13 protein-coding genes are annotated in these 13476 nt (G+C 33.6%); 3 read left to right on the top strand and 10 right to left on the bottom strand.

Features of this window, described 5'->3' with window-relative positions; translation table 11 throughout:
• Window positions 1-14: 14 nt before the first annotated feature.
• From gap to FQU21_RS12620, 5 genes are read right to left on the bottom strand one after another with little or no spacing between them, the layout of a single operon-like run.
• A complete protein-coding gene (gene gap, locus FQU21_RS12640; RefSeq protein WP_147678372.1) occupies window positions 15-1031 on the bottom strand; it encodes a type I glyceraldehyde-3-phosphate dehydrogenase in 1017 nt (338 codons plus the stop codon).
• A 2-nt stretch (window positions 1032-1033) separates the two neighbouring features.
• Complete coding sequence (gene lipA, locus FQU21_RS12635; RefSeq protein ID WP_147678371.1) at window positions 1034-1912, bottom strand: lipoyl synthase; 879 nt, start codon at window positions 1910-1912, stop codon at window positions 1034-1036.
• A 54-nt stretch (window positions 1913-1966) separates the two neighbouring features.
• Window positions 1967-2512 (bottom strand): RNA polymerase sigma factor, encoded by a 546-nt coding sequence (locus FQU21_RS12630; protein WP_147678370.1) that lies wholly within the window; start codon window positions 2510-2512, stop codon window positions 1967-1969.
• Window positions 2503-3615, bottom strand: a complete 1113-nt coding sequence (locus FQU21_RS12625; protein ID WP_187269382.1) for a glycosyltransferase — start codon at window positions 3613-3615, stop codon at window positions 2503-2505. The genes FQU21_RS12630 and FQU21_RS12625 overlap by 10 nt, the downstream gene beginning before the upstream one ends.
• A gap of 6 nt (window positions 3616-3621) precedes the next feature.
• Window positions 3622-3825 (bottom strand): membrane or secreted protein, encoded by a 204-nt coding sequence (locus FQU21_RS12620; RefSeq protein ID WP_147678369.1) that lies wholly within the window; start codon window positions 3823-3825, stop codon window positions 3622-3624.
• A 221-nt stretch (window positions 3826-4046) separates the two neighbouring features.
• Between FQU21_RS12620 and aqpZ the strand changes: the two genes are divergently transcribed.
• Entirely contained in the window at window positions 4047-4733 is a 687-nt protein-coding gene (gene aqpZ / locus FQU21_RS12615; RefSeq protein ID WP_147678368.1) for an aquaporin Z, read from the top strand.
• A gap of 118 nt (window positions 4734-4851) precedes the next feature.
• On the opposite strand, the gene FQU21_RS12610 is transcribed toward aqpZ, so the two are convergent.
• The 4 genes from FQU21_RS12610 to FQU21_RS12595 are packed head-to-tail and all read right to left on the bottom strand — an operon-like array spanning window position 4852 to window position 8445.
• On the bottom strand, window positions 4852-5640 hold the full coding sequence (locus FQU21_RS12610; protein ID WP_147678367.1) for an anti-sigma factor: 789 nt from the start codon (window positions 5638-5640) through the stop codon (window positions 4852-4854).
• A 12-nt stretch (window positions 5641-5652) separates the two neighbouring features.
• Window positions 5653-6183 carry an RNA polymerase sigma factor gene (locus FQU21_RS12605; RefSeq protein ID WP_147678366.1) on the bottom strand — a complete coding sequence of 177 codons (531 nt, stop codon included), beginning with the start codon at window positions 6181-6183 and terminating at the stop codon, window positions 5653-5655.
• Between the two features lie 52 nt (window positions 6184-6235).
• Window positions 6236-7249 carry a UDP-N-acetylmuramate dehydrogenase gene (gene murB / locus FQU21_RS12600; protein ID WP_147678365.1) on the bottom strand — a complete coding sequence of 338 codons (1014 nt, stop codon included), beginning with the start codon at window positions 7247-7249 and terminating at the stop codon, window positions 6236-6238.
• A 5-nt stretch (window positions 7250-7254) separates the two neighbouring features.
• Complete coding sequence (locus FQU21_RS12595) at window positions 7255-8445, bottom strand: pyridoxal phosphate-dependent aminotransferase (RefSeq protein WP_147678364.1); 1191 nt, start codon at window positions 8443-8445, stop codon at window positions 7255-7257.
• A 119-nt stretch (window positions 8446-8564) separates the two neighbouring features.
• Between FQU21_RS12595 and FQU21_RS12590 the strand changes: the two genes are divergently transcribed.
• Complete coding sequence (locus FQU21_RS12590) at window positions 8565-9923, top strand: PDZ domain-containing protein (RefSeq protein WP_147678363.1); 1359 nt, start codon at window positions 8565-8567, stop codon at window positions 9921-9923.
• Between the two features lie 33 nt (window positions 9924-9956).
• On the opposite strand, the gene FQU21_RS12585 is transcribed toward FQU21_RS12590, so the two are convergent.
• On the bottom strand, window positions 9957-10373 hold the full coding sequence (locus tag FQU21_RS12585; RefSeq protein ID WP_147678362.1) for a DUF1573 domain-containing protein: 417 nt from the start codon (window positions 10371-10373) through the stop codon (window positions 9957-9959).
• 300 nt (window positions 10374-10673) lie between these two features.
• Between FQU21_RS12585 and FQU21_RS12580 the strand changes: the two genes are divergently transcribed.
• Entirely contained in the window at window positions 10674-13313 is a 2640-nt protein-coding gene (locus FQU21_RS12580) for a valine--tRNA ligase (protein ID WP_147678361.1), read from the top strand.
• Window positions 13314-13476: the final 163 nt, after the last annotated feature.

The raw sequence follows: 13476 nt of genomic DNA, 5'->3' as shown, positions 1-13476 counted from the left end.
ACAAACAAATATAACTATTTGATTTGTAAAGTATCACTTTTTTGGGTTACATTAAATATTAAGTCTATTATTCTAGAGGAATATCCCGTTTCGTTATCGTACCAACCTATTATTTTTACCATATTTCCAATAACCGAGGTCATTTGAGAGTCGAAAATGCAAGAGTGGGGGTTGCCAACAATATCTATAGATACAATAGGGTCTTCTGTGTATTCTAAAACGCCCTTGTAATTTGTTTTTGAGGCGTTTTCAAATGCCATATTAATTTCTTCAATAGAAACGGTACGTTTTACATTAAAAGTAATATCGGTTAAAGATCCATTAATTACAGGAACCCGTATACCACAACCACCAATAACATTGGCTAATTCTGGAAATATTTTGGTTAAAGCTTTGGCTGCTCCCGTAGTTGTTGGTACTATAGATTGGCCAGCAGCTCGTGATCTGCGTAAATCTCGATGTGGTTGGTCGTGCAGACTTTGGTCGGTAGTATAGGAGTGTACTGTAGTAATATAAGCTTGATTAATACCGCAGAGATTGTTAATAATATCAATCATTGGTGCCGCATTGTTTGTGGTACATGATGCGTTTGATAGTATGGTTTCTGTGCCATCAATAATGTCGCCGTTTACACCAAGAACAATAGTTTTTATATCATCTTCAATAGGAGGAACACTTAAAATAACGCGTTTGGCTCCATTTTTTAAGTGCCATTGTAACTCTGGAACCGTTTTAAATTTGCCTGTAGCTTCAATAACAAAATCAACATTATATGGTGTCCAATCAATATGTTTTGGGTGGTTTTCGTTTAAGAGTGTCACTTTTTCATTATTAATAATAATGTGATTTTCATCGAAAGACACAGTGCCGTTAAAAAGGCCATGAACACTATCGTATTTTAGTAAATGGCTCAATGTTTTTGTGTCGGCCAAATCGTTTATAGCAACAACTTTGATGTTGTTGTGGTTTTGAAGTAATCTAAAAACACGGCGTCCTATTCTGCCAAAACCATTTATTGCAACGTGAATCATACTTAGTTAATATGTTTTTGAGCTCTGTAAGATGATCTTACAAGCGCACTACTTTCAACATGGCGGAAACCTAATTCTAATCCAATGTTTTCGTATTCTTTAAACTGGTCTGGATTTATAAATTGTTGTACTGGTAAGTGTTTTTTACTGGGTTGTAAGTATTGACCAATAGTAACAACATCGACATCATTGGCTTTTAAGTCGTGAAGCGTTTCAATAACTTCTTCGCGTTTTTCACCTAAACCAAGCATAATACCCGATTTTGTGCGGCGTTGCCCTTGTTGTTTTAAGTATTTTAAAACGCCTAAGCTACGATCGTATTTGGCTTGAATACGTACATCTCGTGTTAAACGTCTTACGGTTTCTATGTTATGAGATACTACTTCTGGTGCCACATCAATAATTCTATCGATATGTTGTTCAACACCTTGAAAATCTGGGATTAAAGTTTCTAAAGTGGTTTCAGGATTCATTCGGCGAACCGCTTTAACAGTTTCACTCCACATAATGCTTCCCATATCTTTTAAATCATCACGATCCACACTGGTTAAAACGGCATGTTTAATTTTCATTAATTTAATAGAACGTGCTACTTTTTCAGGTTCATCCCAATCTACGGTTTCTGGTCGGCCTGTTTTTACACCACAAAACCCACAAGAACGTGTGCACACGTTTCCTAATATCATAAAGGTTGCTGTGCCTTCTCCCCAGCATTCTCCCATATTTGGGCAGCTTCCAGAGGTGCAAATGGTATTTAAGCTATATTTATCAACCAAACCACGTAATTCGGTGTATTTTTTTCCGGTTGGTAACTTAACACGAAGCCATTTAGGTTTGGCCTGGCGTTCTGGTAATATATTTGAAGTTGTTTCGGTATTCATATTTATAAAGTGTATAAGCAAAGATACGAAGTATTCTATTAAAAGTCGTCCTGTTTACTTATCTTGAATAATCTCTGCGAGTAGTTTTTTTGCACGCAAAAGTTTAACTTTTACGTTATTCATGGGTTCATTTAATTGTTTCGAAATTTCTTTATAACTCAGCTCTTGAAAATAGCGCAAGTTTATAATTTCTTGGTAGTGAGGTTTAAGTTTTTTAATGTCACGTAGCAACTTAGCTAAATGTTGTTCGGTGATTAGAATATCTTCCGGAGAAGGCGATTCGTCTAAAACTTGAAATGCTTTTTTATCGGTATTTGAAATAACTTGGGTTATCGAGTTTTTTTCTTTCCGAAGTAAATCAATATGAAGATTTTTTGATATAGTTATCAGCCAGGTTTTAAAGGTGTATTTTTCGTCGAAAGTTTCAATTCTATCAAAAGCTTTTGAAAAAGTCTGGATGGTAATATCTTCCGCGTCATTTTCATTTTGAATGCGTTTGAGTTGAAAACCATAGACATCGTCCCAATAGAAGTGTAGTAAAAAATTAAAGGCCTTTTGGTCGTTAGATTTTGCGCGTTTTATGGCTTCGTTTATTTCCAAAAATTTGGTTTTGAGACTAAGTTATTAATAAAAATGACGAATTGCGATATAATAAGCGTAATTTCTAATATTGGAAGTAGAAATAAAATATCTAATTCTTTTAGTTTTTTTGATGACATCCCTATAATTAGGTATTGAATACTTAGTCGAAGTAAAAATAAACTTAATACAATAATCCAATTAAAATGAAAACTGAATAGTATGGTAGCTAAAACCCAAAACAAAATATTGGTTAAATAAAATAATCCCAATACTATTTTGTGTTTTGATTTGTAAAGGTTTGCAGTAGAAACATGACGTCTTTTTTGTTTAAACCAATCAGTGAAACGTGTTTTTGGAACAGAGTATGTAAAACTGTTGTTAGAAAAACTAATGGCTGTATTTTTAGAGTTGGCCACTTGGTTTATAAATAAATCGTCGTCGCCAGAACGTACTTTTATATGTTTAATAAAGCCGTTGGCATTAAAGAATTCGTTTTTTGTATAGGCTAAATTTCGTCCAACGCCCATATAAGGTACCCCTATTTTAGCGAAAGAAAAGTATTGAACGGCGGTCATTACGGTTTCAAAACGAATCAGTTTGTTTAAAAACGAATATTTAATTTTAGAGTAGCCACCGTAGCCTAAAACAATAGATTTTTTATTGCTAAAGTGTGCCGTCATTTCTTTTATCCAATGTTTAGAAGCGGGTTTGCAATCGGCATCGGTAAATAAAAGATAATCGTTTTTTGAGGCTTTTATGCCTAAAGTTAGCGCGTATTTTTTGTTTCCCCAAAAGGCTTCAATACTTTTTACATCGACAATTTTTATGTTGTGATGGTTTTTTGCGAAGGCTTCAATAATGTCTAAGGTGTCGTCGTGAGAGCTATCGTTAATTAAAACAATTTCAAAGTCGGGGTAATCTTGGTTTATTATAGAAGGGATAAACGTTTTTAAGTTTTCAGCTTCATTTTTAGCACAAATAATTACCGAAACTGCAATGTTTTTTGAAGTAGGTTTTTTTAGTTTTAGAAAAGCAAAGTTTCCAAAAATAAAAAGAAAATAAACCACTTGAATAAAGACTACGGCAATAAATGCATAGCATACAGCATCAAGTATAATCATTAAATTTTAAGAATGTTGAGGTTCATTACAATCGGCATATTGATCTGGTGTTTTTCCACAAAAGCCACAAGCTTCTCCGTTTTTATTAAGCATAGGGTTTTGGCTGGCGCAAGTTCCTGCGAATTTACCATCTTTTTTAGCCCATAATTTAATGGCTATTCCAGCGATGCCTAATCCTAATAACGCAATAGTTATCAATAATAATTTCATGATAAAATTTGATTTTGATTCTTAAATTAGTCGAAAGATGTTTTATAAAATTTCAAAAAACAAAGTGCTTTCAACCGAAAATTAAATAGGATGCAAAGATATAATTTAACCTTTAAAAAAGGAACGGATATTTAATGAATTGTGACCTGTTAATAATTATAGTGTCTAATTTATTGTGTTTAGGGCATGTTAAACAATAAATAACCATTAAATTAATCATTATGAATAAATTATTTGCAGAGTTTTTTGGAACATTTTGGCTTGTTTTTGGCGGTTGTGGTAGTGCTGTTTTTGCTGCTGCTTATCCGGAATTAGGAATTGGATTTGCAGGTGTAGCACTGGCCTTTGGTCTAACAGTTTTAACGATGGCTTTTGCTGTGGGACATATTTCTGGAGGGCATTTTAATCCAGCAGTTTCAATTGGTTTATGGGCTGGAGGAAAGTTTGAGGCTAAAGATTTGGCGGGCTATATTATCGCACAATTGATAGGAGCGGTGGCTGCAGCTGGAGCCTTGTATTTAATAGTGAGTAACAAAGCCGATTTTGAAACTATTGGAGGTTTTGCTGCAAATGGTTATGGGGAGTTATCTCCCGGTGGTTATTCTATGATGGCTGCTTTAATAGCAGAGTTTTTATTAACCATGTTTTTTCTTTTAATTATTTTAGGAAGTACCAATGCTAGAGCTCCAAAGGGTTTTGCGCCAATAGCTATTGGTTTAGGTTTAACCTTAATTCACTTAATAAGTATTCCAATAACAAATACATCGGTTAATCCGGCACGATCTACAAGTCAAGCTATATTTGCTGGCGGAGAGTTTATAGGGCAATTATGGTTGTTTTGGATGGCCCCAATAGCGGGTGCTATTGTGGCAGGGCTAATACATAAAGCTTTATTTGACAAGAAATAAAAAGAATAAACCCAGCTAGCAGTTCGTGTAGAATTGTATAGGATAGACGTTTATTAATAGCAGGAAAGCCTCATTTAAAAAAAATGGGGCTTTCTAAATTTTTTGGCTAAAAAGAATTTTAATGTAAACTAATTTCGGCAACCGAGTTTTCTACAGATGCCACGGTATTTCCACCTTTTGGTTCAATGGTAATATTTAAAGCTAAAGCATTTTCAGCATAGGGAATATTAATTAATCTACGGTCAGTTTCGTTTAAAATTCCTAAACTTATCATCCGACCTTGTAATTCTGCCCAAATTTGGTAGCATTGCTCTTCGGGTAATTTGGGTAAGGAAACGACATCAATCATAGATGTTTTTTCTTTCGGATTTATATAGGCTACGGTTTTTAAATTTTTTGCGCGTTCATTGCCCGAAATAATATATTTTTCGGTTTCTGGGTTGTTGAGTTTTAAAAGTTGCCTCATAACATTATCCAGCATTTTATTGTTTTTTTCAATATCCCCTCTTAAATCAAAAATTTCATCGACAACTACTTGGTTTTCTTTAGCTAACTTTTGGTTTTGGTGGTAGTAAAAATAGGAAGTCCCAGCAAAAATTAAAGCAGCAATACTAGCCGCAATGCTGTATTTGTACCAGGCTTTATATTTCTTTTTTGGAACTAAATTTGCAACCGGTTTTTCGTTTAGTTCGTCTAGAATATTGTTTAAAACAAATGTTGGTGCTTCTTTGCCTTTGGTTTGGATTACAATTTCTAAATTAAGTTGTAGGCTATTGTATCGGTTTTGTACTTCTGGGTATTTTGAAATAAAAGATTCCACTTGTTCTGTTTCTGCAGAAGTTGTGTCACCAATTAGATATTTTTCTAATAGGCCAGAATTTAAAAAAGTAGTTATTTCTTCATTCATGACGTTTATGGTTTATGGATTATAAATTTTTTTCAATTCACGTAATCCAATTTTTAATCTCGATTTTATGGTACCAAGTGGAATATCTAGTTCATCGCTAGCTTCTTGTTGGGTCATCCCTTCAAAAAAGAGGGCGTTAATTACAATTTGATATTTTTTCTCCAACGTATTTAGATGTTTTTGGATATCTAAAACGTCATCGTTTAATTGGTTGGCTGTTATTTTATATACGCTTGAAGTTTCTATCTGGACTTCTTTGTTGTTTTTATTTTTTAAAGCCCGTACTTTATCTATTGCGGTGTTATATGCAATGCGGTATAGCCATGTAAAAAGCTTGGCTTTACTAGGATCGTACTTTTTAGAATAGCGCCAAATTTTAACAAAAGTTTCTTGTAACACGTCTTGCGCGATATCTTCGTCACTAATTATTTTTTGAATTACGCCATACAAGGCGTCCGCGTAATTTTCATACAATAGCGTAATCCCCTTTTTGTCACCACGTTCTAGTAAATAAACAATGTCTTTTTCTATAGCTGAAATCAATATAAAATTAGTTTTATGGTATGCAAATATACCAAAGTTAAGCGTGTTTTGATTATATGATGTTAACTTCGGCTTCTATTGAAATATTAAAAAGACGTTTCACTGTTTTTTGAATGAGTTGTGAAAGTTTTAAAATATCCAAACCCTGAGCGCCTCCGTAATTTACTAATACCAAAGCTTGTTTTTTATGAACGCCATAATTACCAAATTGTTTTCCTTTAAAACCCGATTTTTCAATTAACCAGCCCGCAGGAATTTTTATTTCTTGTTCCGAAACGGGATAGTTCGGTATATCGGGGAAGTTTTTTGTTAAGGTCTCGAATTCCGATTTTGAAATCACAGGGTTTTTAAAAAAACTACCACTATTCCCAATGTTTTTTGGGTTTGGTAATTTACTTTTTCGAATGGTAATAACTGCTTTAGAAATGTCTTGAATGGTTGGCGTTTTGATGCCGTTTTCTTCAAGTTGGGTAGCTATAGTACCGTAGTTTATATGAAGGTTGTGGTTCTTTTTTGTAAGTTTAAAACAAACACTGGTGATTATGTATTTGCCTTTATTCTCTTGTTTGAAGGTGGAATTACGATATCCAAAATGACAATCTTCTTTTGAGAAATTTTCAAATTGAAGCGTTTTTAAGTTTATGGCTTCGCAAGATTCAAAAGTATCTTTTATTTCAACCCCATAAGCGCCTATGTTTTGGATAGGTGTTGTGCCTACATTTCCGGGAATTAAAGATAAATTTTCAAGACCACCAAAATCATGTTTTAAACACCATTGTACAAACTCATGCCAGTTTTCACCAGCTTGAGCCTTTACAATGGCATGGTTTTTATCTTCAGAAATTATTTTAATTCCTTTTAAATTAATATGAAGCGCCAAACCGTTAAAATCTTTAGTGAGTAGCATATTGCTTCCTCCGCCAAGTATGAGTTTGTTTGGGTAGGTCTCTAGTTTTAAAACCTTTTGTAAATCTTGAATAGTAGATACGGAAGTAAAATGTTTGGCTACTGCATCTATACCAAAGGTGTTATAAGGTTTTAGAGATATATTATTAAGTATGTGCACCGGTGCTAGTCTTTGTAAACTTTTAAAGCTTGTTTTAAAATATGAACCGCTTTTATTAAGCTTTCTTTTTTAAGTACGTAAGCAATGCGAATTTGGTTTACACCAACACCAGAGGTGGAATAAAAACCTGCAGCGGGAGCTACCATTACGGTTTCTCCATCGACATCAAAAGATTCTAAAAGCCATTTTGCAAAGTGATCGGAGTCTTTTATTGGTAACTCAACAATACAGTAAAATGCTCCTTTTGGTTTTGCAACTTTTAGGCCTTCAATTTTTTGTAGTTCTGTTATTAAGGTGTTTCGTCTTTCAACATATTCTTCAATAACATCATCAAAATAACTTTGTGGCGTTTCTAGTGCCGCTTCACTAGCTATTTGTGCGTAAGTTGGCGGACTTAATCTTGCTTGAGCAAATTTTAAAACGGTTTCCATAACTGCTTTGTTTCTTGAAACTAAACAGCCTACACGTGCACCGCACATGCTGTATCTTTTAGAAACAGAATCTATTATTATAGCATTTTCGTCTATACCTTCTTCCTGTAAAATGGAATAGTGTTGATAGCCATCGTATACAAATTCTCGGTAAACTTCGTCGGCTACTAAATATAAATCGTGTTCAATAACAATTTTAGCGAGTTGGTTAATTTCTTCTTTGGAATATAAGTATCCCGTGGGATTTCCAGGGTTACATATTAAAATAGCCTTTGTTTTTGGAGTAATTAATTTTTCAAAAGCGGCTAATGTTGGTAAAGCAAAATTATCGTCAATATTACAAACGGCTGGAACAACTTTAATTCCTGTTGCAATAGAAAAGGCGATGTAATTGGCGTAAAAAGGTTCGGAGATTATCACTTCATCACCCGGATCCATAACGCTACTGAATAGAAATTGCAACGCTTCGCTAGCACCAGTAGTGACAACAATGTCTTCTAATGTTACATTAATTTGATGCTTGGCATAATAAGCGGCAAGCTTTTCTCTGTAAGTATCAGAGCCTTGAGATCTTGAATATTCAAGAATTTCTAATGTGTTGTTTTTAACCGCTTCTAGGGCTATTTCTGGAGTTTTAATATCTGGTTGCCCAATGTTTAGATGGTAAATTGTTTTTCCTTTTTTAATGGCATCTTCTGCATAAGGAACAAGTTTACGAATTGGAGATTGGGGCATTAATAACCCTTTCTTAGAAATTGTTGGCATAAATATATTGTAACTTTGTGTGCAAAGTTGCAAAAATTATCCTAAATATTTTTTAAAATAGCATTTTAAATAGTAAAGTTCTTATAATGTTTGTTAAATTCATAACAATTTAGTTTTGTATGAGACATCTTTTTTATAGTATAGTTTTCTGGTTGTTGGTATCTAGTTTGGGGTACTCACAGGAGCAATTTATTGTAAAAAATAAAAAAGGGACGGATAAAATTGAATTTAAACTAATTAATAATCTTATTGTTATTCCTCTTGAGATTAACGGTGTTACCCTCTCTTTTTTGGTGGATACCGGAGTTAGTAAACCAATAGTTTTTAATTTTTTAAATATTTCAGATTCTCTAAAAATTAAAAACCCTCAAAGTATATTGCTTCGAGGGTTGGGGGAAGGAGAGCCTATAAATGCCTTTAGGTCTAGAAATAATGTATTTAGAATAGGAGCTGTGGTTAATAATAATCAGGACTTATATGCTATTCATGATTCTGATATAAATTTTAGTTCAAAATTAGGTATGCCTATACATGGTATTATTGGCTTCGATTTGTTTAAAGATTTAGTGGTAGAGATTAACTATAAACGTCAATTTTTAAAACTAACTAATCCAGGGAAAGAAGTTAATAAGCCATGTAGAACCTGTGAGGAGTTTGTTTTAGAATTTTATAATAATAAACCTTATATAATGGGTGAAGTAGAAATTGATAAAAAACGAATTCCTGTTAAAATGCTTATGGATTCTGGAGGGAGTGATGCGCTTTGGTTGTTTGAAAATAAAAAGGAAGGCATTGTAGTGAGTGATTATTATTTTAATGATTTTTTAGGTCATGGTTTAAGTGGAAGTGTTTATGGAAAACGTTCTAAAATTAAAGCTTTTTACTTAAAAAATTTTGCAATTAAAAACCCTAATGTGGCTTTTCCAGATTCTACTTCAATTGGCCATGTTTTAAGTCATAAAGAACGCCATGGTAGTATTGCTGCTGGTGTACTAAAAAGATTTAATCTTATTTTTAATTACCGAAAGGCAACGGTTATTTTAAAAAAGAATTCGTTTTTTAAAGCCCCATTTGGGTATAATAAAAGTGGAATTGAATTAGCACACGATGGTGTTCAGTTTGTAAAAGAGGCTGGTTATTTTGTTTCGCACACGGCTCCAAAAGTTAATCAAAAATTAGAAAACAGTACACAAACAGAGTTTAATTCTAGTTATAAGCTCACTTTAAAACCAGTTTATAGCATTGTGGAGTTGCGTGCCAATTCGCCTGCAGATAAAGCAGGACTGCAAATAGGAGATCGTATTTTGAGTATAAATAATAAGCGGGCTTATCGTTTTACGTTACAAAAATTAACGGAGTTTTTTTATGGTGATCACGGCACACGGATTAAATTAAAAATTGAGCGAGATGGCTCTATTTTTGTTTGCAATTTTAATTTAGAAGATGTTTTAAATAATAAAAAAGGCTTAAAACCGTAAGATTTTAAGCCTTTTTAATAATTATTTTAAAGTTTATTGTTGTACAATACTCTTTTTCTTTTTGTCTAGTACACTTTGTGTCGACGGATCTACAACTAAACCTTTAATTTTTAAAGCAACCGTAGGAGTTTCAGCATTAGAAATTACAGTTATTGTTTTTCTAATAGGGTTTACACGGTTGGTGTCGTATTTTACTTCTATCACTCCTGTTTTTCCAGGCATAATTGGAGCATCTGGTTTTTTAGGAATAGTACAACCACAGCTAGAAGATACTTTAGATATAATTAAAGGTTCGTTACCTGTGTTGGTAAATTTAAATTCGCGAACGCCATTAGCACCTTTTTCAATAGTTCCGTAATCTACAGTATCCGATTTAAATTCAATTTTAGCTTGTGCATCTACTGCAAAACTAATCAGTCCGATAAATAAAATTGTAATAATTTGTTTCATGATTTTTTGTTTTAATATTGTTAATGATACAAGTATCATACCATAATTTATGGTTTAAATGAATATTATCCTTTCAAAACTAAGTCAAACATACTTACTTTTTCTATCATCTGCAAAAATAATGGCTGTATTGTTCGTTTATTGATGCATTCCACTTGGATATATGGCTATTATTTTTTAACGAATAATTTAAAAAGTCTAAAGGGCATGTTTTAAATGTTTTGAATCCTGTTTATTGCTTTCACAGAAACAGAAATATAAGTACTTTTGCAAACTAATATTCAAAAATTATTCCAAAGTATGCAAATTCCATCAAAATATGATGCAAGTCAGGTAGAAAGTAAGTGGTACAGTTACTGGATGAAAAACAATTATTTTCATTCAACACCCGATAACAGAGAACCTTACACCATTGTCATTCCGCCGCCAAACGTTACTGGCGTCTTGCACATGGGGCATATGCTAAACAATACTATTCAAGATGTTTTAATTCGTCGTGCGCGTTTGTTAGGTAAGAATGCTTGCTGGGTTCCTGGAACCGATCACGCCTCTATTGCTACAGAAGCAAAAGTTGTTGCTAAATTAAAGGAGCAAGGGATTGATAAAAACGATTTAACACGCGAGGAGTTTTTAAAACACGCTTGGGAATGGACAAACGAATATGGTGGCGTAATTTTAGAGCAGTTAAAAAAATTGGGGTGCTCTTGCGATTGGGATCGAACTAAATTTACCTTGGATGACGATATGTCTCAAGCCGTGATAAAGGTGTTTATCGATTTACATGAAAAAGGGCTTATTTACCGTGGTTACCGTATGGTAAACTGGGATCCGGAAGCTAAAACAACACTTTCTGACGAGGAAGTTATTCACGAAGAACGTCAAGGAAGTTTATATTATATCAATTATAAAATTGAAGGTAGTGACGATGTGTTAACTATTGCCACCACCAGACCAGAAACTATTTTTGGGGATTCTGCAATTTGTATTAATCCTAACGATGAGCGTTTTGTGCACTTACGTGGAAAAAAAGCCATTGTGCCAATTTGCGGTCGTGTTATTCCTATTATCGAAGATGAATATGTCGATCTAGAATTTGGTACCGGCTGTTTAAAAGTAACACCGGCACACGATGAAAACGATAAGGTTTTAGGAGATAAACATAACTTAGAAGTTATCGATATTTTTAATGAAGATGCCTCGTTAAACAGTTTTGGTTTACAATTTGAAGGTCAAGACCGTTTTGTAGCCAGAAAATCGGTTGCAAAAGAACTTGAAGCTTTAGGTGTTTTAGTGAAAACCGAAGTACACATAAATAAAGTAGGAACTTCCGAAAGAACAAAAGCCGTTATCGAACCACGATTAAGCGACCAGTGGTTTCTTAAAATGGAAGAACTTGTAAAACCTGCTATGGAAGCGGTTTTAGGTGAAGATGCCGAAATAAAGTTATTTCCAAAGAAATTTGAAAATACCTACCGCCATTGGTTGGAAAATATTCGTGATTGGAATATTTCTCGTCAGTTATTATGGGGACAACAAATTCCAGCCTATTTCTATGGCGATGGAAAAGAAGATTTTGTAGTAGCCGAAAATATTGAAGCGGCTTTAGAAAAAGCAAAAATAAAAACCAATAACCAGCAACTAACCACTACTGATTTACGTCAAGATACCGATGCGCTAGATACTTGGTTTTCATCTTGGTTATGGCCTATGTCGGTTTTCGATGGTATTCGGAATCCAGAAAACGAAGAAATTAAATATTATTACCCAACCAACGATTTGGTTACAGGGCCCGATATTTTATTCTTTTGGGTGGCTAGAATGATAATTGCGGGGTACGAATATAAAGATGAAAAACCGTTTAATAACGTTTATTTAACGGGATTGGTTCGTGATAAGCAACGTCGAAAAATGAGCAAAAGTTTAGGGAATTCACCCGATGCTTTAAAACTGATTGAACAATATAGTGCCGATGGGGTTCGTGTGGGACTGTTATTAAGTTCGGCGGCCGGAAACGATTTAATGTTCGATGAAGCCCTTTGTCAACAAGGAAAAGGTTTTGGAAATAAAATTTGGAATGCTTTCAATTTAACCAATCTTTGGGAAGTGAGTGATAGTATTGCGCAACCAAATTCGAGTAAAATTGCATTAGCATGGTACGAAGCTAAATTTCAAAACGCATTAGTAGAAATTGAAGATCACTTTAGTAAATACCGGTTAAGTGACGCTTTAATGGCGATTTACAAATTAATTTACGATGATTTCTGTGGTTGGTTATTAGAGATTGTAAAACCGGCTTATCAACAACCGATTGATGCGATAACTTATAATAAAGTGATTGCTTGTTTTGAAGATAATTTAAAAATTTTACATCCGTATATGCCATTTTTAACGGAAGATATCTGGCAATATATGGCTGAAAGAACCCCAGAAGAGGCCTTAATAGTGGCAAAATGGCCAGAAGCTAAACCTATTAATACCACATTAATTACGCAGTTTGAATTTGCTTCGGAAGTTATTTCGGGTATTAGAACCATTAGAAAAGAAAAGAATATTGCGTTTAAAGATGCTATTGGTTTTTCAGTAATTAATAATGAAAATTCAGATAAAACATTCGATGAGGTTATAGCAAAATTAGGGAATTTAGAAACTTTAAAATATGTTGAACAGCCGGTTGAAGGTGCTTTAACTTTTAGAGTAAAATCTAACGAGTATTTTATACCAATGGCGGGAGCTATCGATGTGGAAGCTGAAATTAAAAAGTTAACCGAAGAATTAAATTATACCGAAGGGTTCCTGAAATCTGTACAGAAAAAGCTTTCTAACGAACGTTTTGTTGCCGGAGCACCAGAGCAAGTCGTAGCTTCTGAAAAGAAAAAAGAAGCCGATGCTTTAGCTAAAATTGAAACGTTAAAAGCCAGTTTAGCAAGTTTAGGAGCGTAAAAAGTATATAAAAATAAACATTAATTTAATATTCGTTTAGGTAATATTTTGTAAAAAAAATAATACACTGCGTTTGGTTTTGGAAGAAGTAATGCTTTGTATAACAGGTGTTTTGTGTCTTTGTAACGATAAAGGGGGATATTAAGAAGTTTACTTCAGAGGT

The sequence above is a fragment of the Algibacter pacificus genome, from assembly GCF_008033385.1.
Classification (GTDB): domain Bacteria; phylum Bacteroidota; class Bacteroidia; order Flavobacteriales; family Flavobacteriaceae; genus Algibacter; species Algibacter pacificus.
Note: the sequence above shows the minus strand (reverse complement) of the source record. Positions and strands in the feature narration are given on the sequence as shown.

Excerpts from the sequence above, each read along its gene's own strand:
- gap (WP_147678372.1), bottom strand. The coding sequence starts at position 1,031 with ATGATTCACGTTGCAATAAATGGTTTTGGCAGAATAGGACGCCGTGTT.
- lipA (WP_147678371.1), bottom strand. The coding sequence starts at position 1,912 with ATGAATACCGAAACAACTTCAAATATATTACCAGAACGCCAGGCCAAA.
- FQU21_RS12625 (WP_187269382.1), bottom strand. The coding sequence starts at position 3,615 with ATGATTATACTTGATGCTGTATGCTATGCATTTATTGCCGTAGTCTTT.
- FQU21_RS12620 (WP_147678369.1), bottom strand. The coding sequence starts at position 3,825 with ATGAAATTATTATTGATAACTATTGCGTTATTAGGATTAGGCATCGCT.
- aqpZ (WP_147678368.1), top strand. The coding sequence starts at position 4,047 with ATGAATAAATTATTTGCAGAGTTTTTTGGAACATTTTGGCTTGTTTTT.
- FQU21_RS12610 (WP_147678367.1), bottom strand. The coding sequence starts at position 5,640 with ATGAATGAAGAAATAACTACTTTTTTAAATTCTGGCCTATTAGAAAAA.
- FQU21_RS12595 (WP_147678364.1), bottom strand. The coding sequence starts at position 8,445 with ATGCCAACAATTTCTAAGAAAGGGTTATTAATGCCCCAATCTCCAATT.
- FQU21_RS12590 (WP_147678363.1), top strand. The coding sequence starts at position 8,565 with ATGAGACATCTTTTTTATAGTATAGTTTTCTGGTTGTTGGTATCTAGT.
- FQU21_RS12585 (WP_147678362.1), bottom strand. The coding sequence starts at position 10,373 with ATGAAACAAATTATTACAATTTTATTTATCGGACTGATTAGTTTTGCA.
- FQU21_RS12580 (WP_147678361.1), top strand. The coding sequence starts at position 10,674 with ATGCAAATTCCATCAAAATATGATGCAAGTCAGGTAGAAAGTAAGTGG.